18 protein-coding genes are annotated in these 23,196 nt (G+C 70.6%); 5 read left to right on the forward strand and 13 right to left on the reverse strand.

Going from position 1 to position 23,196, the window contains the following annotated elements:
* Positions 1-50: 50 nt before the first annotated feature.
* The 7 genes from trxA to RNC47_RS17340 form a co-directional block, all read right to left on the reverse strand.
* The gene (trxA, locus tag RNC47_RS17310) at positions 51-377 is read right to left on the reverse strand and encodes a thioredoxin (protein ID WP_311599790.1); all 327 of its coding nucleotides are present in this window, start codon (positions 375-377) and stop codon (positions 51-53) included.
* A gap of 77 nt (positions 378-454) precedes the next feature.
* Positions 455-1,423: a thioredoxin-disulfide reductase gene (trxB, locus tag RNC47_RS17315; RefSeq protein WP_311599793.1), complete on the reverse strand. Its 969-nt coding sequence runs from the start codon at positions 1,421-1,423 to the stop codon at positions 455-457.
* A 104-nt stretch (positions 1,424-1,527) separates the two neighbouring features.
* On the reverse strand, positions 1,528-2,382 hold the full coding sequence (locus RNC47_RS17320; RefSeq protein WP_311599794.1) for an anti-sigma factor family protein: 855 nt from the start codon (positions 2,380-2,382) through the stop codon (positions 1,528-1,530).
* A complete protein-coding gene (gene sigM / locus RNC47_RS17325) occupies positions 2,379-3,065 on the reverse strand; it encodes an RNA polymerase sigma factor SigM (protein ID WP_394814806.1) in 687 nt (228 codons plus the stop codon). Before sigM ends, RNC47_RS17320 begins: the two co-directional genes overlap by 4 nt.
* 103 nt (positions 3,066-3,168) lie before the next feature.
* Positions 3,169-4,884: a protein kinase family protein gene (locus RNC47_RS17330; RefSeq protein ID WP_311599796.1), complete on the reverse strand. Its 1,716-nt coding sequence runs from the start codon at positions 4,882-4,884 to the stop codon at positions 3,169-3,171.
* Positions 4,885-5,088: 204 nt separating this feature from the next.
* Positions 5,089-7,293 carry a murein biosynthesis integral membrane protein MurJ gene (gene murJ, locus RNC47_RS17335; protein WP_311599798.1) on the reverse strand — a complete coding sequence of 735 codons (2,205 nt, stop codon included), beginning with the start codon at positions 7,291-7,293 and terminating at the stop codon, positions 5,089-5,091.
* 48 nt (positions 7,294-7,341) lie between these two features.
* Positions 7,342-9,666 (reverse strand): DUF6049 family protein, encoded by a 2,325-nt coding sequence (locus RNC47_RS17340; protein WP_311599799.1) that lies wholly within the window; start codon positions 9,664-9,666, stop codon positions 7,342-7,344.
* Between the two features lie 161 nt (positions 9,667-9,827).
* On the opposite strand from RNC47_RS17340, the gene RNC47_RS17345 reads away from it, so the two are divergent.
* A complete protein-coding gene (locus RNC47_RS17345) occupies positions 9,828-11,318 on the forward strand; it encodes a CCA tRNA nucleotidyltransferase (RefSeq protein ID WP_311599801.1) in 1,491 nt (496 codons plus the stop codon).
* Here RNC47_RS17345 and RNC47_RS17350 read toward each other — a convergent pair.
* The 3 genes from RNC47_RS17350 to RNC47_RS17360 form a co-directional block, all read right to left on the reverse strand.
* On the reverse strand, positions 11,290-12,642 hold the full coding sequence (locus tag RNC47_RS17350; protein ID WP_311599803.1) for an MFS transporter: 1,353 nt from the start codon (positions 12,640-12,642) through the stop codon (positions 11,290-11,292). The two genes, RNC47_RS17345 and RNC47_RS17350, sit on opposite strands and share 29 nt — an antisense overlap.
* Positions 12,632-14,104, reverse strand: coding sequence for a glycosyltransferase family 87 protein (locus RNC47_RS17355; RefSeq protein ID WP_311599805.1), 1,473 nt, complete (start codon positions 14,102-14,104; stop codon positions 12,632-12,634). Before RNC47_RS17355 ends, RNC47_RS17350 begins: the two co-directional genes overlap by 11 nt.
* Before the next feature lie 122 nt (positions 14,105-14,226).
* Positions 14,227-16,947, reverse strand: a complete 2,721-nt coding sequence (locus RNC47_RS17360; protein ID WP_311599807.1) for a transglycosylase domain-containing protein — start codon at positions 16,945-16,947, stop codon at positions 14,227-14,229.
* Positions 16,948-17,376: 429 nt separating this feature from the next.
* Between RNC47_RS17360 and RNC47_RS17365 the strand changes: the two genes are divergently transcribed.
* The gene (locus RNC47_RS17365; RefSeq protein WP_311599809.1) at positions 17,377-17,979 is read left to right on the forward strand and encodes a PadR family transcriptional regulator; all 603 of its coding nucleotides are present in this window, start codon (positions 17,377-17,379) and stop codon (positions 17,977-17,979) included.
* A gap of 114 nt (positions 17,980-18,093) precedes the next feature.
* Entirely contained in the window at positions 18,094-19,176 is a 1,083-nt protein-coding gene (locus RNC47_RS17370) for an inositol-3-phosphate synthase (protein WP_311599810.1), read from the forward strand.
* Positions 19,177-19,319: 143 nt separating this feature from the next.
* Here RNC47_RS17370 and RNC47_RS17375 read toward each other — a convergent pair whose 3' ends face one another.
* The 3 genes from RNC47_RS17375 to RNC47_RS17385 all read right to left on the reverse strand — a co-directional run bounded on the left by RNC47_RS17375 (position 19,320) and on the right by RNC47_RS17385 (position 22,020).
* The gene (locus RNC47_RS17375) at positions 19,320-20,351 is read right to left on the reverse strand and encodes an alanine racemase (RefSeq protein WP_311599812.1); all 1,032 of its coding nucleotides are present in this window, start codon (positions 20,349-20,351) and stop codon (positions 19,320-19,322) included.
* Between the two features lie 75 nt (positions 20,352-20,426).
* Entirely contained in the window at positions 20,427-21,545 is a 1,119-nt protein-coding gene (locus RNC47_RS17380; protein ID WP_311599813.1) for a lipid II:glycine glycyltransferase FemX, read from the reverse strand.
* 151 nt (positions 21,546-21,696) lie between these two features.
* Positions 21,697-22,020 (reverse strand): hypothetical protein, encoded by a 324-nt coding sequence (locus RNC47_RS17385; protein WP_311599815.1) that lies wholly within the window; start codon positions 22,018-22,020, stop codon positions 21,697-21,699.
* A gap of 195 nt (positions 22,021-22,215) precedes the next feature.
* Between RNC47_RS17385 and rpsF the strand changes: the two genes are divergently transcribed.
* Positions 22,216-22,506, forward strand: coding sequence for a 30S ribosomal protein S6 (gene rpsF / locus RNC47_RS17390; protein WP_311599816.1), 291 nt, complete (start codon positions 22,216-22,218; stop codon positions 22,504-22,506).
* 103 nt (positions 22,507-22,609) lie between these two features.
* The gene (locus RNC47_RS17395; RefSeq protein WP_311599817.1) at positions 22,610-23,179 is read left to right on the forward strand and encodes a single-stranded DNA-binding protein; all 570 of its coding nucleotides are present in this window, start codon (positions 22,610-22,612) and stop codon (positions 23,177-23,179) included.
* The last annotated feature ends 17 nt before the right edge of the window (positions 23,180-23,196 follow it).

The following is a 23,196-nucleotide window of genomic DNA, read 5'->3' on the forward strand; positions in this document are numbered from 1 at the left end:
TTTCACGTGAAACGCGACGGCCCTCCGGTGTGGATCAGATGCCGTGCCGATCAGAGGTAGTCGCTGAGGTCGCGCTCCAGCGCGGCCTTCGGCTTGGCGCCGACGATGGTCTTCACGACGTCGCCGTTCTGGTAGACGTTCATGGTCGGGATGGACATGATCCCGTAGCGAGCCGCCGTGGCCGGGTTCTCGTCGATGTTGAGCTTGACGATGGTGATCTTGTCCGCGTGCTCGGCGGCGATCGCCTCAAGGGAGGGGGCGATCATGCGGCAGGGACCGCACCACTCGGCCCAGAAGTCGACCAGCACCGGCTTGTCGCTCTTGAGGACCTTCTCCTCGAAGTCGGCGTCGGTGGCGGTTACGGTGGCACCGGCCATGGTGCTTCTCCTTAGCTTGTGTTGCGTGTCGGTGGGGGGTCGTGGGTGACGTCGGGGGATGGTGGCTGGGGTGGCCGTCAGACCTGGACGTCCGAGGTGATGTTCTCGGCATCGGCCAGGGCGGCCAGGTACCGCTCGGCGTCGAGCGCGGCGGAGCAGCCGGTGCCGGCGGCGGTGATGGCCTGGCGGTAGCTGTGGTCCACGACGTCGCCGGCGGCGAAGACGCCGGGGAGGTTGGTGCGGGTCGTCGGCGACTCCACCCGCAGGTAGCCTTCGGCGTCCAGCTCCAGCTGACCCTTGAACAGTTCCACTCGCGGGTCGTGACCGATGGCGACGAAGAGACCGGTCACCGGAAGGGCGGAGGTCTCGCCGGTGCGGGTGTTGCGGAGGGTCAGCCCGGAGAGCTTGCCGTCCGTGCCGTGGATCTCGGAGACCTCGCTGTCCCAGATGAACTTGATCTTGGGGTCGGCGAAGGCCCGCTCCTGCATGGCCTTGGAGGCACGCAGGGTGTCCCGGCGGTGGACGATGGTGACCGTGCGGGCGAAGCGGCTCAGGAAGGTGGCCTCCTCCATCGCCGTGTCGCCGCCGCCGATGACGGCGATGTCGTGCTCCTTGAAGAAGAAGCCGTCACAGGTGGCGCAGTAGGAGACGCCCCGGCCGGAGAGCTCGTCCTCGCCCGGCAGCCCCAGCTTGCGGTGCTGGGAGCCGGTGGTCACGATGACCGCCCGCGCCTGGTGTACCTTGCCGGCCGTGTCGGTGACCTTCTTGATCTCGCCGCTGAGGTCGACCTCGACGATGTCGTCGGGTACCAGTTCCGCGCCGAAGCGCTCGGCCTGGGCCCGCATGTTGTCCATCAGGTCCGGGCCCATGATGCCGTCCCGGAAGCCGGGGAAGTTCTCCACCTCGGTGGTGTTCATCAAGGCGCCGCCCGCGGTGACCGCCCCTTCGAAGACCAGCGGGTTGAGCGAGGCGCGTGCGGTGTAGAGCGCGGCGGTATAGCCCGCGGGTCCGGAGCCGATGATGATCACGTTGCGGACGTCGCTCACGGGAATCTTCCTTGTCTCGGATGGGACGGCCGGGGCCCGGTGGAGACCCTCAGTCCAGTAACGGATCCTAGGGTCCCAGACATTCCCGGCAGGAAGACCTGGGGCTACTCCAGCGGATAGCTCTGCTGGACCAGGATCTCGCCCGAGGCCGGCGGGGTGGCGCTGACACAGTCCGCGTCCACCACATAGGCATCCACCCGCTCGGGGTCGGCGGTGTGCCGGAAGAGCACCAGATAGGCGTCGACGCCTCCGTAGTCCTCTTCCTCGGCGGCCAGGGGGGCCTCCTGCCGGCCGATGGCGTCCTCCACGCACGAGGGCACGTCCGTCACCGGTTCTGCTTCCTGGGGGGTTGCCGCGCCGGACTCCTCTTCGGCACCGCCCTCAGACGGCTCCTCCCCGCCGGTGGCGCTCTCCGGTGAGGGCTCGGCGAGATCCCCCTCCGTGCCCTCCATCGTGGACAGGGTGCCGGGCGCGTCCTCCGTCTCGGCGAGGAGCTCCCTGACCTGGTCCGCCAAGGGCTCCGCAGCCAGGGCGGCGGTGTCCTCGTCGGCGTCCTCGGCGCTGGCGGGCCCATCCTGCTGCGTGGACTGACCGATGAGGGGCTGGGTCAGGAAGGCGCCGAGCCCCACCGCGACGATGGCTCCCACGGCGGCCAGGGCCATGCGGGGCCAGCGGGGCCGGGTCATGGGCATGAGCGTCGGCGCCGGCTGCTCTGTTTCACGTGAAACGGCGGCGGCTTCGGCGGCGAGGGCCGCGTCGATGCGGGCCGCGACATCCTCGGGGATGGGGGGCGCGGGGAGTGCCCTGAGCTCTTGGCGGAGGGCGAGGAGATCGGCGTGGATCTCGGCGCAGGAGGCGCAGCCGGCGAGGTGGTCCCGTAGGGCTTCGGCCTCGGGCTCGCTCAGTAGGTCCTCGTCGAGTGCCGCGATCTCGGCGGGGTCCGGGTGAGTGTTGTTCATGAGCTTCCGCCTCCTCCCCGCCTGGCTCTCCTGGTATCGCCCGTCTTCCTTGGAGGTGGGACGGATGTGTCCGGTGACTGGTTCCTCTCGGGGGATCCCTCGTCCTCGGAGGCGCGGGGGCGGAGGTGGCGCAGCAGCGGCAGGAGCCGGGCTCTGCCGCGGGCACAGCGGCTCTTGATGGTGCCGACGGGGGTGTCCAGGATGCGTGCGGCCTCGGCCACGGGATAGCCCTGCATGTCGACGAGGACCAGCGCGGCCCGCTGCTCGGCCGGTAGCTCGTCCAGGGCGGTGCGCAGCTCGCGACGGAGGTCCTGACGCTCGGCGGGGGCGGCGGCCGACTCGTGCGGCTCCAGCAGGTCCTCGAGGCGCTCGGGCTCCGGCATGGGCGCGGTCTTGCGGCTGTTGGCCCGGCGGATGCGGTCCAGGCAGGCGTTGACGGTGATCCGGTGCAGCCAGGTGGTGACGGCCGCCTGGCCGCGGAAGGTGCCTGCGGCGCGGTAGGCCGAGACGAGGGCGTCCTGGAGGGCGTCGGCCGCCTCCTCGCGGTCCCCGAGGGTCCGCAGGGCTACGGCCCAGAGCCGGTCCCGGTGGCGGCGGACCAGCTCCGAGAAGGCGTCGGGATCGCCTGCGGCGTGCCGAGCCAGCAGTTCGTCGTCGGAGTCGACGGCCGGTCCCTCCGGCACGCGTCTGCCCACGCCGGGCCCTCCCCTCTGTGCCTGCTCTGCCGTCGTTGTGGTCGGTGGTCGCCGGGTGGCGGCCGCGGGCCCTCGGGTCGGGGCCGCGCGGTCAGCCTGATACGGAGATCTCGGCGATGCGGCCACGGTATTTGCCATCGTCACCGACGGGCAGGTCGGTTAGCCAGACGAGCACGAACTGTGTCTCGATTGGTTCCTCGGCCGTGAGCGTGAGGTCCTCGCCGGTGCCCTCGGCGACCGTGGAGAAGTCGTCGAGCGCGGTGGGCATGTCGGTCACGTCGGGGTCGGCGACCCGGAACTGCATGGGGGTGTCGCCCACCGCGTTGACGGTGAGGGAGCTGACGGTCTGCGGCTCGCCGAGGTCGAGGATGAGGCCCAGGCCCTCCTTGAGGTTGCCGAAGCCGGCTCCGACGTAGTGGTTGGTCTGCCAGATGGTGTCGGGGTCGCCGTCGAAGACGTTGGGGACCATCTCCGGGTTCTGGCTGTTGCCGCCGGGGTCGGGGTTGAACTCGACCACGTCGGAGATCGTGACCGGCTCGGGCGCCGGCGGCTGGGTCTCCTCTTCCTGGACGGCGGGGCCCGTGGGCTCGGAGGTCTCGGGCGGCGGGTTGTCGCCCTTGAGCAGCGCGTCGGCCAGCTGCCAGCTGCCCAGGCCGAGGGCGGCGATCAGCAGGGCCGAGACGCCCCACTTGAGGGCGGCGCCGGTGCGGCCGGGCAGTGCCGGCTCCGGGGGCGCTGGCGGGCGCGTGGCGGTGGGTGGCAGCGGGCGGTTGTTGGCGAGGGTGCCGCGTTGGTAGGTGGTGCGCTGGAAGCCGGCGATGCCGGTCGGGGTGTCCTCCGGGGGGCGGATCCGAGGCAGCTCCCCCAGCGCCTGCCCGATCTCCTCGGGGCTGGTGAAGGGCGGCTTCTGGCTGGTCGCCGTGGCGCCCTCGTTGACGACGGCTCGCATGGCGATCTCCGAGAGCCCGCGGTGCACTCCGGCGCGGAGCTGGTCCGGGGTGACCAGGGAGTCCCGGGAGCCCTTGCTGAGCCCCGCGACGCCGCTGAGGCCGTAGGCCCCCTCGGAGTAGGGCCAGCGCTGGGTCAGCGCGGCGTAGAGCAGCGCGCCGATGGCCTCGGTGTCGGTGCGCTGGGGGGTGTCCGAGGTGATGCCGCGCAGCGCGGCGTCGACGGCGAGGCCGCGGATGCGGAACTGGCCGGGGCCGGTGCGCAGCACGGTGGCGGGGGTGAGCCGGAGGTGGGCCAGCTCCTTGCGGTGGGCGGCGGCCATGGCCTGGGCGACCTGGCTGGCGAGCGCGTATGCCTCGTGGGCGTCGAGGGAGCCGCTGGCGAGGACGGTGCTGAGCGGGGTGGCGTCGGGCAGCCACTCGTGGATGACGTGGACCAGCCCGTGCTCCTCGACGGCGTCGAGGACCTGGACGAACTTGGGGTCGCCGAGCAGCGCCGCGGCGCGGGCCGCGGCGAGCACCTTGGGCGCCCGCTCGTGGTCGGCGGGGAGGACGTGGACGCCCACGGCACGCCGCAGCTTCTCGTCCACCGCACGCCAGCTGCTGAAGCCGTCCAGTCGGGTGATGCACTCCTCGAGTCGGTAGCGCTTGGCGAGGCGGTGTCCACTGTGCAGCTCGACGGTTCGGGGCCGCTCGGCTCTCTCCTTGTTCGCCTGGTCCGCCTTCGCCGCCGCGGCACCCGATCCCGTTGTGAGGGCGATCGTCGTGGTGTCCGCCTGCTCGGCGCTCTCGGCGTCCGTGGCGTGCTCGGTGCTCGCCGGTTGCTGTGGAGGGCTAGTCGCCGTGCTCCGTTCGGCCACCGTGGGTTCCGCCTCCCCGTTCTCGGCTGTGGGCTATTGACACTGCCAGATTCATTGTGCCGGTAGTCCGCCACCCTGCACGACATGTGAGTACGGGCGGAGGTTGTACGGCGTGTGGCCGAACGGTGTCGCCACCGGGCCCAGCCTGCGATGATCCGGCGGACGCCGGGGATCTTCGTGTGGGAACAGCATGAGATGGGCCGATCAGCGGCCGAGCCGGGAGCGAACCATGCCCACGAGGCCCGTGAGCTCCTCGACGCGCATCCGGCGGGCCGCGAGGTAGAAGACGGCCAGCAGGACCGCGCTGCCCACCGTGAGGGCGGCCAGGGAGCCGATCAGGCCGGTGCCGAGGGCGCGCAGCAGGGCGAAACCGGCGGCGCCGCCGAGCAGGGCCGCGGGGACGCTGGCGCCGGAGAGCCGGATGTAGGTCCGCACGATGCGGGCGCCGTCCAGATCGGTGCGCAGCCGGAGGCGGAGCCGGCGCCACGCGATGCCGACGCCCAGGGCGTAGGCGATGCCGTAGCTGAAGGCGATGCCGGCGACGACCCAGCGGTCGGGGAGGATCGCGTAGCTGATCAGGGAGAGGACGATCCAGCCGATCGAGACGATCACCGTGTTGTAGAAGGGGGTGCGGGTGTCCTCGTAGGCGTAGAAGGCGCGCAGCACGACGTACTGGGCCGAGTAGGGGATGAGGCCGAGGCCGAAGGCCATGAGGATGTAGCCGAAGGAGCGGGCGCTCTCATCGCCGCCCGAGCCGAAGAGCAGGGTGCACATCGGGAGGCCGAGGGCCACGAAGGCGAAGGCGATGGGGACGATGGCCACCGCCGAGGTGCGCAGTCCGTGGGACAGGTCGTCGCGGACGGCGGCGGTGTCGCCGTCGGCCGCGGAGCGGGAGAGCCTGGGCAGCAGGGCTGCCATCACCGAGACGGTGATGATGGCCTGGGGCATCTGCCAGATCAGCAGGGTGCTGTTGTAGGCGATGAAGCCGGTGCCCTCGAAGCCGGCGTCGGCGGCGCGCTGGCCGGCCGCGGTGGAGAGCTGGGTGACGACCAGCAGGGCGGCCTGGTTGGCCAGCACGAAGAAGACCGTCCACTTGGCCATGGTGGCGGCCTTGCCGAGGCCGTGGCCGCGCCAGTCGAAGCGGGGACGGATGCGGAAGCCGGCGGCGCGCAGGTAGGGGATCATGGCGCCGGCCTGGACGACGAGGCCGAGGAGGGTGCCCACGCCCAGCAGCCGGACCCCCTCGGGGCTGATGCTGTCCTCGGTGAGGCCCGAGGTGGTCTGGGTTCCGTAGACCCAGAGGAACATCCCGAAGGTGAAGATGACGACGATGTTGTTGAGGACCGGGGTCCACATCATCGGTCCGAAGTGGTCGCGGGCGTTGAGGATCTGCCCGATCACCGTGTAGACGCCGGTGAAGAAGATGGTCGGCAGGAAGTACCGCGCGAAGGTGACGGTCACCTCGTTGGCGGCCGGGTCGTCGGCGATCGAGGGTGACTGGAGGCTGACCAGCAGCGGGGCGGCCAGCATGCCGGCGATGACCAGGGCGGCGAGGGCCGCCATGACGACGGTGAGCAGTCGGTTGGCGTAGGCGTCGCCGCCGTCCGGGTCGTTCTTCATGGCGCGCACGAGCTGCGGCACGAAGACGGAGTTGAGGCCACCGCCGATGATCAGGAAGTAGATCATCGAGGGCAGGGCCCAGGCGACGGTGTAGGTGTCGCCGAGGACGGCCGCGCCGAGGGCGGCCACGGTGACCAGCTGCCGGACGAAGCCGGTGATCCGGGAGACGAGGGTGCCGGCGGCCATGACGGCGCTCGACTTCAGCAGGCTGGCGGCGCGTCCTTGGCGCTTGGCGGAGGCGGAGGCGGCGGGCGGTGTCGGCGGCGCGGGCGCCGCCTCGGCGGGCGCCGGCTGCGGGCCGGGCGGGGCCGGTGGCCGGTTCTGCTGCCGTGGGGTGGCCTGTTGCTGATCGCGGAAGAGGTAGGCGAAGGCGTCGTCGTCGGCGGCCTGTCGGGGTTGCTGGCCCGGCTGGCCGGTCAATCCCTCGGTGCCGCCGTACCCGCCCTGGTCCTGGTAGGAGCCGCCGGGTGCCCACTGCTGGGGTTGCTGGCCGTAGCCCTGCTGCTGCGGGTGCGGCTGGTGCTGGTGCTGCTGCTGTGGGGCCGGCGGGTAGCCGCCCTGCTGCTGGCCGTAGGGGGAGCCGTAGCCGCCCGGGGCCTGGGGCTGCCCGCCGCCGTACGGCTGCTGTGGTGGGGGCTGCTGCTGGTGGTGGTAGGCGGCGGGGTCGTAGCCCTCGGGGTAACCCTGGGCGCCCTGAGGGCCGGGCTGGCCGTGCTGATCGCCCTGCCAGCCGGACGGATCGCCGCCGCCCGGCGCTTGGCCGCGATCACGGTCGTACGGCGCTTGCATCGCTACCCCACCTCAAGGATTCACGGGCCGGCCCCTCCGGCTGGCGGCTCATGTGCCGGGGTCCAGCTTCTCACCCACGGAGGAGGTGGCGCCGCCGCGTGCACCGGTGTCGGCGGTGGTCTCACCCCGGGAGGAGTCCGCGGACGCCTCGACCAGCATCTCCTCTGGCTCCTCGCCCTCGTCCTGCGCCCCGGCCGCGCGCTTGCGCTGGGTGTACATCCGGATGCCGGCGAGTACCACGAGCAGCAGGCCGCCGGCGATCACCATCATCACCTGGGAGGTGATGGAGGTGACGTCGGCCTGGAAGCGCATGGGCTCCCCGTAGGGCTTGCCGTCGGCCGTGTAGAGCTGCGCGGTCAGGCTGACCGGGCCGTTGGCGTTGGCGGTGGTGGAGAACTTGACGGACTGGCTGTGCCCGCTGCCGATCACGACGGGCTGGGCCTCACCGACCTCCAGGCCGAGCCTGCGGCTCGACTCGAGCCGCAGCTCGAGCCCCTGCACGTCCTGCACCAGGTTGTTCTGGACCGTGACGGGGATGGTGGCGCTGCGGCCGGAGAGGGTGATGTCGGCCTTGGGGATCAGGTGGACCTGTTGGGTGAGGCCGGTGATCTCGCCCTGCACCCGGCTCCGGAAGTCGGCGGCCGCCTGCTGGCTGCCGCGCCAGGACGCGGACATCTCGCGGTGGATGGCGTTCCCGAAGGGCACGGTGACCCGGTGCGGCTCGGTGAGGATCACCGTGAAGTCGTCCAGGGTGCGCTTGGTGTCCCGCATGGACTGGAAGGCGCTGGTGGGCAGCTCCTGGTCGCGCAGCTCCTGGGGGTAGGCGTCGGCGGAGGGTACCTGCTGGTTGGCGGCGGGGTCCGGGGTGGCCTCGGCGGCCTCGGAGAGGTCGAGGAACCGTACCCAGTCGCCCTGGTCCTGCAGGGTGCTGAGCGCGGACGCCATGGCCTCGGCCTGGGCGCTGGTGGGCATCCGCTGCGGGGCCATGACGATGGAGCGCTCCAGGCCCGGTTCCTGCTGGCTGATCGCCATGGTCTGGGCCAGGAGCTCCTGCCCGGCCAGCGACGCGCTGCCGGTCCGCGTCATGTCGCCCTCGAAGAGGGTGGAGAGCCGCTCGTCCGCGACGATGGCGGTGGTGCCGCCGCCGATGGGACGGGCCGCGGTGGGGGTGTAGGAGAGGGAGTCCCCGTTGCGGAGGCTGTCGCTGCGGGTGATGATCTGGTCCGCGCCGGCCGAGGTGGCCGCGGAGACGATGTCCGGATCGATGGCGCCGTTCACGGGCCAGGCGATCCGGGTGTTGAGCCGGACCTCCGTGTTGAGCACGGTCTCGATGGTGACCGGCGCCGTGTCGGTGGCGGTCCTGAGCTGTCCCAGCGCGCCCTGCACGTCCATCCCCCGGTGGGCCAGCGAGGCCAGGTCGGGGTCGGCGAAGGGGAGCGCCACCACCTCGTCGCCCTGCACGGCCTCCCGCAACTCGGCGAGGAAGGCCCGCGCCTCCTCCTGGCCCGTGCCGTTCACCAGGTCCCCGTCCTCGCCGGGGACCTGGTACGCCTCGCGCATGGCGTCGACCGAGGCCAGCAGGTCGGGGTCGATGACCCAGGTGACCGGGAGGTCGGCGCCCAGGGTGACCATCTGGTACAGCCGGCCGCCGGGCGAGATCTCGTCGAGCAGGGCGTCGTCCCGGAAGACCGGCGTCTGCACCTCGTCGGAGCCGGTCTGGGCGGTGAGGTGGGTGCCGGAGATCAGCGGCCACAGGACCGTGAGCCCGGTCTGGGCGGCGGAGCCGTCCCGGCCGTCGGGCTGCCAGGACAGCAGGGTCCGGCCGATGCCCAGGTTGTCGTCCCAGCGGGCGCTCTCGGTCTGGCCGATCAGCGTGACGCCGAGCTGGTAGACACCGTCCTCGCCCAGTGCCAGTTCGGAGACCGGGATCTCGAGGGAGAAGGTGCGGGACATCCCCGGGGCGATGTCGCCGATGTCCTGGCCGTGGTCGCGCACTATCTGGCCGTCGGAGGCGCTGTCGAAGCCGGTCCTGGAGACGGACTCGTCGATGGCGCTGCGGTTGGAGAGCGGCACCCCCTGGCGGGCCGCGACCGAACTGTCCACGATGGCGGAGTCGCCCTCGTTGGTGATCGTGCCGCTGATGGTGACGTCGTCGTCGGCACTGGGCAGCGCCGGGTCGACATGGGTGATCGCGATGGTGGCGGTACGGTCGCCGGTGCCGATCTCCTCGGCGCGGGAGTGGGGCGCCGCCTGGGCTGGATCCTGGCCCAGCCCGGTCAGCAGCAGTACCGCGGCGATCGTGGCGATCAGGGAGGCCAGCCGCCGGCGGCGGCGCAGCCCACCCAGCCGCCGGTTCGCACGGGTGCAGGACATCGTCCCTGCGACCTCTGCCACGCGTCAGCCCCGTTCCTCATTCGTGCCGCGTCTCCGCCAAGCCGCCCTCATGGTAACGATGATCTGCCCGCCTCCGTGCCCACCGAGGACGGGGACCGTCCGGGCTTCGGGGCGCGGCCGGGCACGTACCCTGTGCTGTTGTGCCGAACGACAGCAAAGACACGTACTCCCAGCCCTCCTCGACGGAGCTGAGCCAGGTCCAGCGGCGTGCTGTGGGGGAGTTGCTGAGGGTGTCCCCCGTCGCCGACGATCTCGCCGCGCGCTTCGAGCGTGCGGGGTTCTCGCTTGCCCTCGTCGGTGGATCGGTACGGGATGCCCTGCTGGGGCGGCTCGGCAACGATCTCGACTTCACCACGGACGCCCGCCCGGAGGACGTGCTCCGGATCGTCCGGCCCTGGGCGGACGCCGTCTGGGAGGTGGGTATCGCCTTCGGCACGGTGGGCTGCCGCAAGAGCGCCCCCGCGGCCGCCGGGGGGGAGCCTCCGCGTGACTACCAGCTGGAGATCACCACCTACCGGTCCGAGGCGTATGACCGGGACTCCCGCAAGCCCGAGGTGGTCTACGGAGATTCTCTCGAAGAGGACCTGGTGCGTCGGGACTTCACCGTCAACGCGATGGCTGTCGCGCTGCCCCGCAAGGAGTTCATCGATCCGCACAACGGGCTGACCGACCTGGCCCGCCGGGTGCTCCGCACCCCGGGCACCCCGGAGGCCTCCTTCTCCGACGATCCGCTGCGCATGCTCAGGGCCGCGCGTTTTTCCGCCCAGCTGGACTTCACGGTGGCGGAGCCGGTCAGGGCGGCCATGGAGGCCATGGCTGAGCGGATCGACATCGTCTCCGCCGAGCGGGTCCGGGACGAGCTGAACAAGTTGCTGCTCAGCGACCACCCCCGCAAGGGGATCTCGCTGCTGGTGGACACCGGCCTGGCCCAGCGGGTGCTGCCGGAGGTGCCGGCGCTGCGGCTGGAGCGGGACGAGCACCACCGGCACAAGGACGTCTACGAGCACAGCCTGACCGTGCTGGAGCAGGCCATCGCGCTGGAGGACGGAAGGCCGGACCTGGTGCTGCGCCTGGCCGCCCTGCTGCACGACATCGGCAAGCCCCGGACGCGGCGCTTCGAGGGCGATGGTCGGGTCTCGTTCCACCACCACGAGGTGGTGGGGGCCAAGATGACCAAGCAGCGGATGACCAAGCTCAAGTACCCCAACGACATGATCAAGGACGTGTCGCGGCTGGTGGAACTGCATCTGCGCTTCCACGGCTATGGCACCGGTGAGTGGACCGACTCCGCCGTCCGCCGCTATGTACGGGACGCGGGCCCGCTGCTGGACCGGCTCCACAAGCTGACGCGCTCCGACTGCACCACGCGCAACAAGCGCAAGGCTCTCGCGCTCTCCCGCGCCTACGACGGTCTGGAGGAGCGCATCGAGCGGCTCAAGCAGCAGGAGGAGCTGGACGCCATCCGCCCCGACCTCGACGGCAACGAGATCATGAAGATCCTCGACATCCGCCCCGGCCCCGAGGTCGGCAAGGCATACCGCCACCTGCTGGAGCTGCGTCTGGAGAACGGCCCGCTCGGTCACGAGGCCGCGGTGGCCGCCCTCAAGGACTGGTGGGCTGCCCAGGGCTGAGCGCCGTTTCGGCTGTTTCACGTGAAACGACCGTCCTGCGCAACGTGGAGACGATCAGCGCGGTGATGGCATAGATCGCGGAGACGGTCGCCAGCAGTATCGGGGAGCGGCCGTCGAGCGGCAGTATCAGCGCGGACAACCCCGCCGAGCCGACGAACGCGATGTTGAACAGCATGTCGTAGAGCGAGAAGACCCGTCCTCGGTAGCCGTCGTCGACCGAGGACTGCACCACGGTATCCGTCACGATCTTGGTGCTCTGGGTCACCAGGCCCAGCAGAAAGGCCGCGATCATCATCGGCGCCGGGCGGAAGGAGAAGCCGAGGGAGGGGACCAGCACGGCGGCCAGCCCGGCGCAGCCCGCGTACCAGCCGAAGCCGCCGAGTCGGGAGACCGCCCAGGGGGTGATGAGGGCGGCCACGAAGAATCCCGCGGCGGAGGCGCCGACCACCAGGCCGAGCCAGGCCATTCCCTGCTCCTCGTCGCCATCCGCCCAGGCGTAACGGGAGAGCATCAGCACCATGACCAGCAGGGAGCCATAGCAGAACCGCATCAGGCCCACCGCGCCCAGCGACCAGGAGGCGGCCGGGCGTTGGGCGAGGTGTCCGAGACCGCCTACCAGGCCGCGGGCCGTGGAGACGATCGCCGCGCCCAGGCCGGGTGGCGCCTCGCCGCCCCGGGGGCCGAGCTGGGTGGCGTTCATGCGGAGGGCGGCCAGCCCGGCGGCGAGATAGACGGCTCCGGCGAACGCCAGCGCCAGGGCGTCCTCCATGCCCTGGGTGCGGGCGATGAAGCCGGCCACGAAGCCGGTGCCGCCGCCGATCGTGGCGGCGATGGTGCCGGCGGTCGGCGAGAGCGAATTGGCGATCACCAGCCGCTTCTCGTCCACCACCAGCGGCAGCGCGGCGGAGAGGCCGGCCAGGATGAAACGGTTGACGGCGGTGACCGAGAGCGCCGACAGGTAGAACAGCCAGTCCGGCACGCCGGCCAGCACCAGGGCGCAGGTGATGACCGCGAGGCCGCTGCGGAGCAGGTTGCCGTGCAGCAGCACCTGGCGCCGGCGCCAGCGGTCGAGCAACACCCCGGCGAAGGGGCCGAGCAGTGAGTACGGCAGCAGCAGCACGGCCATGGCGGCCGCGATGTCGGCGGATGTCGTCTGTTGTTCGGGCGAGAACACCACATAGGCCGCCAGGCCCACCTGGAAGACGCCGTCGGCGAACTGGGACAGCAGCCGCACGGTCAGCAGGCGGCGGAATCCGGGGAAACGCAACAGGGTGCGGAGATCCGCGAGGACTGATACCGGCTGTTCCGGTCTCTCATGTTTCACGTGAAACGTCCGCACCCGGGGCGACGCCCCAGTCGACATAGGCGGTGGCCCGAGGGGCCGGCTGCCTGGGGGCCAGGGAGAACGCATCGGGGGCGCCGTTCAGCACGCCGCCACCCGGGTCGTCGGAGCCGTCGATCCGCACCACGTCGTGCTCCGGACGCAGCACGTCGCGCACCACCAGGGCGCAGAGGTAGAGCGTGCCCAACAGATGGATCACGACAGCCAGTTGATACCCGCCCTGAGGCAGACCCTGGTTGTCCTCGCCGTGCAGGTACGCGAGGTACATCCAGATCCCGAGGAAGTAGAGCACCTCGCAGGCCTGCCAGATGAGGAAGTCGCGCCAGCGTGGCCGCGCGAGCACGGCCAGCGGGATCAGCCACAGCACGTACTGCGGCGAGTAGACCTTGTTGGTGACCACGAAGAGGGCCACCACCAGGAACACCAGCTGGGCCAGCCTCGGCCGGCGCGGGGCGGTGAGGGCCAGGACCGCGATGCCGGCGCAGCCCAGCGCGACCAGCACGGCGGCATAGAGGTTGACCGAGTCCAGGGTGATCTCGGCGCGCTGCGCGATGATCAGCCAGAAGGAACCGAAGTCGACGGGGCGCTCCTCGCTGAAGAGGTAGAACTCGGCCCATCCTCGGGGAGCGAGCGCCATCACCGGCAGGTTCACCGCCAGCCAGGAGACCACGGTGCCGGCCACCGCGATGCCGAGCTCGCGCCAGCGCCCCGCCCGCCAGCACAGCAGCAGCAGCGGCCCGAGCAGCAGCACCGGGTAGAACTTCGCGGCCGTGGCCAGTCCGATCAGCACCCCGGCCATCAGTGGGCGGGAGCGGGACCAAGCGAGCAGCGCACCGCAGACGAGGGCGACGGCCAGCAGATCCCAGTTGATCGTGGCGGTAAGGGCCAGTGCCGGTGCGAGGGCGAGCAGCAGCCCGTCCCAGGGGCGGTTGCGGTGGGTGCGGGTGACGCAGACGGCGATGATCACGGCGCAGACCATCAGCATGCCGGAGTTGACCAACCAGTAGAGCTGCTCCGGCCCCGCGTTCCCGAGGCCGCCGGGGGTGAGCCACGCGGCGACCTGCATGAAGAGGCCGGTGAGCACCGGGTACTCGAGGTACTCCTTGTCGCCGGAGAGTTCGAGGGGGATGCGGTCGAAGTAGGGAACGAGGCCGTCACCGAAGCCGCGGCCGTTGTAGAGGTGCGGGATGTCCGAGTAACAGGCGTGGACGTACTGGTCGGTCGCCCCGTAGAGCCAGCCGCCGTTGTAGCAGGGTGCCTTCTGGACGAGGCCGAGGGCGAACATCCCGATCGCCAGCAGCGCGACGACCCGGACGGGCGTCCAGCGGCCGCCGTACGAGACCGCCCGGCGGCCCGCGGGACCGCCGATCAGCTCGCTGCCGGCGGCCGCCACCTCGTCCTGGAGGGTGGGGCGTGCGGCCTCCGGCTCGTTGGGATGCGACATGGTCACATCCTGCCCCACGGTCCCGCCGTCAGGGGGACAGGGCACGACCAAGCGCTCACATGCCGCGGCCCCCCGCGCCCTGGGGGCGCGGGGGGCCGCGGTGACCGTCGGCGGGCTGACGGTTAATCGCCGCCGAAGATGCTGCCGGTGTCTCCTTCGTTGCCGTTGGTCTGGCCACCGTTGTCCTGACCGGTGTCCGTACCGCCGTCCGTCGCGCCGGCATCCGTGCCGCCGTCCGCGGTACCCCCGGCGTCCGCGCCACCGTCGGCGGTGCCGCCGGAGTCGGTGTTACAGGTCGGGTCGAACGGGTTGCAGGTGTCGGTCGGGTCCGGGGTCGGCTCCTCGGTGGTGGGCTCCTCGGTCGGCTCCTCCTGAGTCGGCTCCTCGGTCGGGGCCTCGGTGGTCGGCTCCTCGGTCGGTTCCTGGGTCGGTTCCTGGGTCGGCTCGTCCTCGGGGCACTCGGCGCCGCCGCCGCAGACCTCCTCGCCGAAGTCCTCCGGCGGCTCGGGGAACTCCTCCTCGTCGCCCGTCGCCGACGCGCTCATGAAGTTCATCCACACGGACAGCGGCAGCGAGCCACCGTTGATCCGTTCAAGACCAGCGGTCTGGTACATCGACATGAAGGAGCCGACGCCGATGCCCTCCTCGATCTCCTCCTCGGAGAGGTCCTCCTCGTCGTCCGGTGATCTCCACATGCCGATGGCGGTGGAGAGTTCGGAGCTGTAGCCGACGAACCAGGCGCTCCTGTTGTCGTCCGTGGTTCCGGTCTTGCCGGCCACCGGGAAGCCGATGTCGGCGGCGCGGTTGCCGCTTCCGTCGGGGTCCTGGACCACGTCGACCAGCAGGTCGGTCACCGTGTTGGCGACATCCGAGTCGAAGGCCTGGTTGGAGGTCTCCTCGTGCTCGAAGACCGTGTTCCCCTCGGGGTCCCGGACCTCGCGCACCGAGTACGGCTCGTTCTGCTCGCCTCCGGCCGCGAAGGTCGAGTAGGCGGAGGCCATCCGGATCGGCCCCGGCGTGGAGACACCGAGGGCGAAGGTGGGCACGCTGTCGTTGGCCTCGACCAGGCTGTCGGGCAGCAGTCCGGCTGCCTGGGCGGCCTCACTCACCTGCTCGGGGCCGACGTCCATGCCGAGCTGGGCGAAGGGCGAGTTCGCCGAGACGATGGTCGCCTCGCGCAGGGTGATGTCGCCCTGGTCGTTGCCCTCGAAGTTGGCCTGTTCCCACTGTCTCTCTTCGCCGGTCTGCTCGTCCTCCACCACAGCCGGCTCCCCGTTGTACAGGGTGATGGGGAGCATGTCCTCGCTGCGGTAGACGCTGTCCGGCGAGACGATCGTCCGGTCGCTGTCCGGTTGGTTCGGTGGACCATCGGGGTCGCGGACGCCGGTCTGGAAGGCCGCCGCGAGCACGAACGGCTTGAAGGTCGAGCCGACCTGCACGTTGGGGCTGTTGGCGTTGTTGGTGAAGTGCTCGGTCCAGTCGGAGCCGCCGTAGATCGCGCGGATCGCGCCGTCTCCCGGCACCACGGCCGCGCCGCCGAACTGGACGTGCCGGTCCTCGTCGCGCTCCTCCGGGTCCAGGTTCTCCTCGCTGACCTGCTGGACGGCCTGCTCCATCTGCTCCACCATCGTCTCGTCGAAGGTGGTGTAGATGTGGTAGCCGCCGCCCGCCAGTTCGTCCGCCGTGACGAAGTCCTGCGAGATCAGGTAGTTGTCGGCGAGGTCCGTGAGGTAGCCGATCTGGCCGGCCTTCACCATGGCCCGGGTGGGAGGCTCCGGCATGGGGAAGCCGTCTTCGAGGATGGCCGCCAGGTCCTCGTCGCTCAGCCGGTTGCCGCGGATCTCGATCTCGTTCCGCTGGCGCAGCGTCGACTCCCAGCGCTCCCGCGCCCGCGCCAGGTTGGCCTCGTTGAGCTCGCCGGTCTCGCTGTCGTACGGGTCGTAGAGGCTGGGGCCCTTGAGCAGCGAGGTCAGGAACGCCGACTGGCTGGCGTTGAGGTCGCGGGCGTCGACGCCGTAGTACGCCTGGGCCGCGGCCTGGATGCCGCAGGCGCCGCGGTTGTAGCAGGAGGTGTTGAGGTAGCCCTCGAGGATCTCCTCCTTGGGTTCCTCGGTGCCCACCTTCACGGAGAGCAGCAGCTCGCGTGCCTTCCGGGTGAGGGTCTGGTCCTGGGAGAGGAACATGTTCTTGACGTACTGCTGGGTGATCGTGGACCCCGACTGGACCTCGCCGCCGCGCGCCATGTTGAGCATGGCGCGGCCGATGCCCCGCAGGTCGATGCCGGAGTCGGTCCAGAAGGACTGGTTCTCGGCGGCCACGACGGAGTCCTGCATGTCGACGGAGATGTCGTCGAGACCGACCATCTGGCGGTTCACGTTGTCCCCGCCGGAGACCACCATCCGATCGCCGTTCGCCCAGTAGTAGACGTTGCTCTGCGCCGTGGCGATGGCGTTGGCGTTGGGCATCGGGATCATCAGGTACGCGGCGGCCACCGCGCCCATCATCAGCGCGCAGAACGCCAGCGCGGAGCCCAGGGTCTGCTTCCAGGACGGGACCCAGCGCCGCCAGCCCGTGTGGTTGTGGCGCGGGTAGTCGATGAAGCGCTTCTTGCGCGGGGTCTCGGGCGCGCGCCGGCGGCGGCTGCCGCCCGCGGAGCGCTGTGCCGCGCGTCGGGCCTCGGCGCGGCTGCCGTACGCGGGGCGGGTCGGCGTCAGCTCGGCCGTGGCGTCGACCGGCGGCTCAGTCCCGGCGGGTGGCGCTGGCGGTGGCCCGGCTCGGCGGCCGTTCTGGGGCGCTCCGCGGCGACCGCGCCCCGGCGGCTGCTTGCGACGGTGCTCGCTCATGGACAGCTACTCCTCGTACGGACGTGGGCAGCCTGCTAGGGCAGGTCCTACTGGTGTCTTCCAGTCCCCCGACGTGCGACCCGGCCACGCGTTCGGGCGCACTGCACCACGAATCATGACGCCGTCGGGCGTCATCGGGTTCCCGGTCGCGGTGGTCTGCACGGGCCAAGACTACGCAGCCCCAAAACGCGCCTTTCTTGGCCTACGGACCAATGGGTGCATAACGCCTGCGGTGAAGTGAAGATGTGACCCCCCTCACCGAGTGCCCGCTTGCGGCCTCCCGCGCCCCGTTCTATCGTCGAGATGTATCGAGCCGATACATCGGTTCAATGCATCGCGGTAAGAGTAAGGTGCGGCCTCGCCGCCGCACGGCACGGACGAGTAAGGCAAGGCACGGCACGACGGATGAGAGCGGAGGTGGTCGCACCGGTGAGCCGGCGCTCAGGTGTTCTGGAGTTCGCCGTCCTCGGCCTTCTGCGCGAGGCCCCGATGCACGGCTACGAGCTGCGCAAGCGGCTCAACACCTCGCTGGGCGTCTTCCGGGCGTTCAGCTACGGCTCTCTCTACCCCTGCCTCAAGACGCTCGTCCAGCAGGGCTGGCTCGCCGAGGAGTCGGGCCGCGACCCGGACGACCCGCGGGCCGTGCCGCTGACCAACCGCCGCGCCAGGATCGTCTACCGGCTGACGGCCGAGGGCAAGGAGCGGTTCGAGGAACTGCTCGCCCAGACCGGTCCCGACGCCTGGGAGGACGAGCACTTCGGCGTGCGCTTCGCCTTCTTCGGCCAGACCTCGCGGGACGTGCGGATGCGCGTGCTCGAGGGCCGTCGCAGCCGGCTCGAGGAGCGTCTCGCCAAGATGCGCGCCTCGATGGCCCGCACCCGCGAGAAGTTGGACGCCTACACCCTCGAACTGCAGCGCCACGGCATGGAGTCCGTGGAGCGCGAGGTCCGCTGGCTCAACGAGTTGATCGAGAGCGAGCGGGAGGGGCGCGACCGGCGCGAACAACGCGATCGGGGCGACACCTCTCCGTAACAGGCCACAGCACCGCGGTGAGACACCGCGCGGGGGCGAGCCCCCGGAAAACCCCCACCAACACCCCCGCGACGATGCGGGGTCATGTCAGAACAACCACAGGGAGCAACCGGAATGGGTTCGGTTCGCGTAGCCATCGCTGGCGTGGGCAACTGCGCCGCCTCGCTGGTGCAGGGCGTCGAGTACTACAAGGACGCCGCCCCGGACAGCCGGGTCCCCGGCCTGATGCACGTCACCTTCGGTGACTACCACGTCTCGGACATCGAGTTCGTGGCCGCCTTCGACGTCGACGCCAAGAAGGTCGGCACCGACCTGGCCGACGCCATCGGCGCCAGCGAGAACAACACCATCAAGCTCTGCGACGTGCCCAACACCGGCGTGACCGTGCAGCGTGGCGAGACCCACGACGGCCTCGGCAGGTACTACCGCGAGATCGTCACCGAGTCCGACGAGGAGCCGGTGGACGTCGTCCAGGTGCTCAAGGACACCAAGGCCGACGTGCTGGTCTGCTACATGCCGGTCGGCTCCGAGGACGCCGCCAAGTACTACGCGCAGTGCGCCATCGACGCGAAGGTCGCCTTCGTCAACGCGCTGCCGGTCTTCATCGCCGGCACCAAGGAGTGGGCGGACAAGTTCACCGAGGCCGGCGTCCCGATCGTGGGCGACGACATCAAGTCCCAGGTGGGCGCCACCATCACCCACCGGGTGCTCGCCAAGCTCTTCGAGGACCGGGGCGTCGTCCTGGACCGCACGATGCAGCTGAACGTCGGCGGCAACATGGACTTCAAGAACATGCTGGAGCGCGACCGGCTCGAGTCCAAGAAGATCTCCAAGACCCAGGCGGTCACCTCCCAGATCACCGACCGCGAGATGGGCGAGAAGAACGTCCACATCGGCCCGTCCGACTACGTGGCCTGGCTGGACGACCGCAAGTGGGCCTACGTCCGCCTGGAGGGCCGTGCCTTCGGCGACGTGCCGCTGAACCTGGAGTACAAGCTCGAGGTCTGGGACTCCCCGAACAGCGCGGGCGTCATCATCGACGCGCTGCGTGCGGCCAAGATCGCCAAGGACCGCGGCATCGGCGGCCCGATCCTGTCGGCGTCGTCCTACTTCATGAAGTCCCCGCCCGTGCAGTACTTCGACGACGAGGCGCGCGACAACGTGGAGAAGTTCATCCGCGGCGAGGTCGAGCGCTAGCCCGCGCCGCTCGCTTCGAAAGCGGCCGGACGGGCCCACGGCCCGACCGGTGTGCGCCACGGCCGAGCCGGGCGCACAACAGGACGGCAGCCCCGGACCGCAACCGGGGCTGCCGTCGTCTGTGGGTGGGCGCGGCGCGGGGATCAGCGGTCGACGACGCGGTCGACCTGAGTCGTGGTGTGCCGCAGGATCGCCTTGAGCTCGTCCCCGACCTTCGGTCCCTTGGCCTCGGCCGGCACGAACAGGATCGACACCTGCATGTGCGGCGGCTCGGCGAACCACCGCTGCTTGCCGTCCCAGACGAACGGCGACAGGTTGCGGTTCACCGTGGCGAGGCCGGCCCTGGCCATGCCCTTGGCGCGCGAGGTGATCGTCTGCAGCGCCTTGGGCGCCTCAAGACCCACGCCGTGCGAGGTGCCGCCGGCCACCACCGCGAGCCAGCCGTCGCCCGGCGCCTTCTGCTGCCGGTAGCCGAACCGGTCGCCCTTCGCCACCGGCGTCACGTCGAGCACCGCGCCCCGGTACTCGGTGGCCCCGTGGTCGCCGAGCCAGAGCCGGGTGCCGATCCGGGCCCGGAACCTGGTCTGCGGGAACTGCTGCCGCAGCCTGCTCAGCTCCGGCGCGGACAGGTGGCTGACGAACATCGTGTCCAGCGGCAGCCGGGCGGCCCGCAGCCGGTCCATCCAGCCGATGACCTCCTCGACCGCGTCCGTGCCGTCGGTACGGTCGAGCGGCAGGTGGATCGCGAAGCCCTCGAGCCGCACCTCGTCCAGCGCCGCCTGGAGCTTGCCGAGGTCGCGCGGGGACACCCCGTGGCGCTTCATCGAGCTCATCACCTCGACCACCACCCGGGAGCCCACCAGGCCGTACACCCCGTCGACCGACGAGGCGCTCCTGATCACCCGGTCGGGCAGCGGCACCGGCTCCTCGCTGCGCCGGTACGGCGTCAGCACCAGCAGGTCGCCGCTGAAGCGGTCCTTCATGGCCGCGGCCTCGTAGGTGGTGCCCACCGCCATGGTCTCCAGGCCGTGCAGCGCGACCTCCTCGGCGAGCCGGTCGTGGCCGAAGCCGTAGCCGTTGCCCTTGCAGACGGGGATCAGGTCGGGGAAGTCAGCCACCACCGACCGCTGGTGCGCCCGCCAGCGGTCGCGGTCGACGTAAAGGGTGAGCGCCATGGCCTGGGTGACCCTTTCTCCGCGCTGCCACGCGGTGCGTACGGGGGGTGTTGCTCCGGTGCGTGAGGTGAGGGTTCAGCGCCGCGACATATACATGTCGAACGCCTTGTGGAGAAGCTTATTGAGCGGGAAGTCCCACTCGCCGAGATACTCGGCCGCCTCGCCGCCCGTCCCCACCTTGAACTGGATCAGGCCGAAGAGATGGTCGGTGTCCTCGAGCGAGTCACCGATCCCCCGCAGGTCGTACACGTCGGCGCCCAGGCCGTGCGCGTCCTGCAGCATGCGCCACTGCATGGCGTTGGACGGCCGTACCTCCCGCTTGTGGTTGGCGGACGCACCGTACGAATACCACACGTGGCCGCCCACGATCAGCATCGTGGCCGCGGCCACCGCCTCGCCCTCGTGCGTGGCGATGTAGAGCCGCATCCGGTCCGGGTCCTCGGAGTTCAGCACCCGCCACATCAGCTCGAAGTACGACTGGGGGCGCGGGCGGAAACGGTCGCGCTCCGCCGTGATCTCGTACAACCGCTGCCAGGTGCCCAGGTCCTCGTAGCCGCCCCGCACGACCTCGACGCCGGCCTTCTCGGCCTTCTTGATGTTGCGCCGCCACAGCTGGTTGAAGCCCTTCTGGACCTCGTCGAGCGAGCGGCCGCGCAGCGGGATCTGGAAGACGTAGCGCGGCTGCACGTCCCCGAAGCCGGCGCCCTCGTCCTCGCCCTGCTGCCAGCCCATCCGCCGCAGCTTGTCCGAGACCTCGAAGGCGCGCGGCTCGATGAAGGTCGCCGAGACGTCCCGCAGCCGCTTGACGTCGGGGTTCTGGATGCCGGCCTTGACCGCGGCCGCGTCCCAGCGGCGGATCACCACCGGCGGGCCCATCTTGACCGAGAACGCCCCCTGCTGCTTCAGGTGGTCGAGCATCGGCCGCAGCCACTCCTCGAGGTTCGGCGCGAACCAGTCGATCACCGGGCCCTCGGGCAGGTACGCCAGGTACCGCTTCACCCTCGGGACCTGCCGGTAGAGCACCAGGCCGGCGCCGACCAGGCGGCCGGTCCGGTCGAACCAGCCGAGGGACTCGGACCGCCAGGCGGACTTCACGTCACCCCAGGCCGGCACCTGCATGTGGCTGGCCGAGGGCAGCGAACGGATGTACGCCAGATGCTCCTCGCGGCTGATGGTCCTCAGGGTCAGGCTCATACGGGGCGCTCCTCCGGTCGCCGGCTGCGTCAATCGCAGGGTCGTGCCGGAAGCCTAACGGCGCCCGCGTGGTGCCGTTGCGTCAAGGGCCGCCCAGGTCTTGGCGGTCCTTCGGCGCGGCGCGCCGAAGGACCGCCGCCGACCGGGTGCGTCAGCCGAGCACGCCCCCGAAGGGGCCGCCGTGGGCCAGGCCCAGGTAGAGGCCGACTCCGGCGGCGCCGAGGCCGAGGACGGCCAGGAACCGCTGGGCGGTCGTCACCGAGATCATCTGGGCCCTCGCGCCCAGCGCGATGCCGACCAGACCGGCCCAGGAGCTGACCAGGTGCATGTTGTTCCAGATCGAGAAGATGGCCGCGACCGCTCCCACCAGCAGCGTCGCGATGGCGTAGCGGTTCTCGACCGGATGGGGACGGCCGTCGATGTTGAGCAGATGTTCCGCGAAGGCGAAGGGACCGTGGTGCGCGGCCTGTGCCATGGGACACCTCCAAGGCGCGAATGACCCTCGAATGACCCTACGTGTCCAGATTGCTCCGCTCACCGCCCCGATTTCAACCGGAAGGGCGGAGACAGGTACGGTGTACTGTCCGCCCCCTTGCGGGGCGACCGCATCACGACCCTCCTGCCACGGAACGCCCGTGGCCGCCTGAGTCCAGAGGAGGTGGGTTTTCGCATGCGTCACTACGAGGTGATGGTGATCCTCGACCCCGATCTTGAGGAGCGTGCCATCGCCCCCCTGATCGAGTCCTTCCTTTCCGTCGTCCGCGAGGGCAACGGCAAGGTGGAGAAGGTCGACACCTGGGGCCGTCGCCGGCTGGCCTACGAGATCAACAAGAAGCCCGAGGGCATCTACTCGGTGATCGACCTGCAGGCCGAGCCCGCGGTCGTCAAGGAGCTCGACCGCCAGCTCAACCTGAACGAGTCGGTCATGCGGACCAAGGTCCTGCGCCCGGCCACGCACTGATCAGAACCGAGCGGGGCCGGCGAGCGGCACCGTCGGTGTCATTGTCAGAGCCATACGTAATCATCGCAGCAACAGCAGTTAACCCCCGCCGAGAGGTACCCCAATGGCAGGCGAGACCGTCATCACGGTCGTCGGCAATCTCGTCGACGATCCCGAGCTGCGCTTCACTCCATCCGGTGCGGCGGTCGCGAAGTTCCGTGTCGCGTCCACCCCGCGCATCTTCGACCGGCAGACCAACGAGTGGCGGGACGGCGACGCCCTGTTCCTGACCTGCTCGGTCTGGCGCCAGGCGGCGGAGAACGTCGCCGAGTCGCTCACCAAGGGGATGCGGGTCATCGTCCAGGGCCGGCTCAAGCAGCGGACCTACGAGGACCGGGAAGGCGTCAAGCGCACGGTCATCGACCTGGAGGTCGACGAGGTCGGTCCCTCGCTGTTCCGCGCCACGGCCAAGGTCACCAGGTCCGCCCCCGGCGGCGGCCAGGGTGGCGGCGGTGGTCGCGGCCAGGGTGGCGGCGGCTGGGGTGGCGGCCAGGGCGGTCAGGGCGGTGGGCCCGCGGGTGACCCGTGGGCGACCAGCGCTCCGGCCGGCGGCGGCCAGCAGGGTGGCGGCGGTGGTGGCGGTGGCTGGGGCGGTGGCTCCGGCGGTGGCTACTCGGACGAGCCCCCGTTCTGAGGGCACACCCCACGTAT

Origin of the sequence: Streptomyces millisiae, from assembly GCF_031845425.1 — a bacterium.
Classification (GTDB): Bacteria; Actinomycetota; Actinomycetes; order Streptomycetales; family Streptomycetaceae; genus Streptomyces; species Streptomyces millisiae.

Excerpts from the sequence above, each read along its gene's own strand:
- trxA (WP_311599790.1), bottom strand. The coding sequence starts at position 377 with ATGGCCGGTGCCACCGTAACCGCCACCGACGCCGACTTCGAGGAGAAG.
- RNC47_RS17320 (WP_311599794.1), bottom strand. The coding sequence starts at position 2,382 with ATGAACAACACTCACCCGGACCCCGCCGAGATCGCGGCACTCGACGAG.
- murJ (WP_311599798.1), bottom strand. The coding sequence starts at position 7,293 with ATGCAAGCGCCGTACGACCGTGATCGCGGCCAAGCGCCGGGCGGCGGC.
- RNC47_RS17340 (WP_311599799.1), bottom strand. The coding sequence starts at position 9,666 with ATGTCCTGCACCCGTGCGAACCGGCGGCTGGGTGGGCTGCGCCGCCGC.
- RNC47_RS17355 (WP_311599805.1), bottom strand. The coding sequence starts at position 14,104 with ATGTCGCATCCCAACGAGCCGGAGGCCGCACGCCCCACCCTCCAGGAC.
- RNC47_RS17360 (WP_311599807.1), bottom strand. The coding sequence starts at position 16,947 with ATGAGCGAGCACCGTCGCAAGCAGCCGCCGGGGCGCGGTCGCCGCGGA.
- RNC47_RS17370 (WP_311599810.1), top strand. The coding sequence starts at position 18,094 with ATGGGTTCGGTTCGCGTAGCCATCGCTGGCGTGGGCAACTGCGCCGCC.
- RNC47_RS17375 (WP_311599812.1), bottom strand. The coding sequence starts at position 20,351 with ATGGCGCTCACCCTTTACGTCGACCGCGACCGCTGGCGGGCGCACCAG.
- RNC47_RS17380 (WP_311599813.1), bottom strand. The coding sequence starts at position 21,545 with ATGAGCCTGACCCTGAGGACCATCAGCCGCGAGGAGCATCTGGCGTAC.
- RNC47_RS17385 (WP_311599815.1), bottom strand. The coding sequence starts at position 22,020 with ATGGCACAGGCCGCGCACCACGGTCCCTTCGCCTTCGCGGAACATCTG.
- rpsF (WP_311599816.1), top strand. The coding sequence starts at position 22,216 with ATGCGTCACTACGAGGTGATGGTGATCCTCGACCCCGATCTTGAGGAG.
- RNC47_RS17395 (WP_311599817.1), top strand. The coding sequence starts at position 22,610 with ATGGCAGGCGAGACCGTCATCACGGTCGTCGGCAATCTCGTCGACGAT.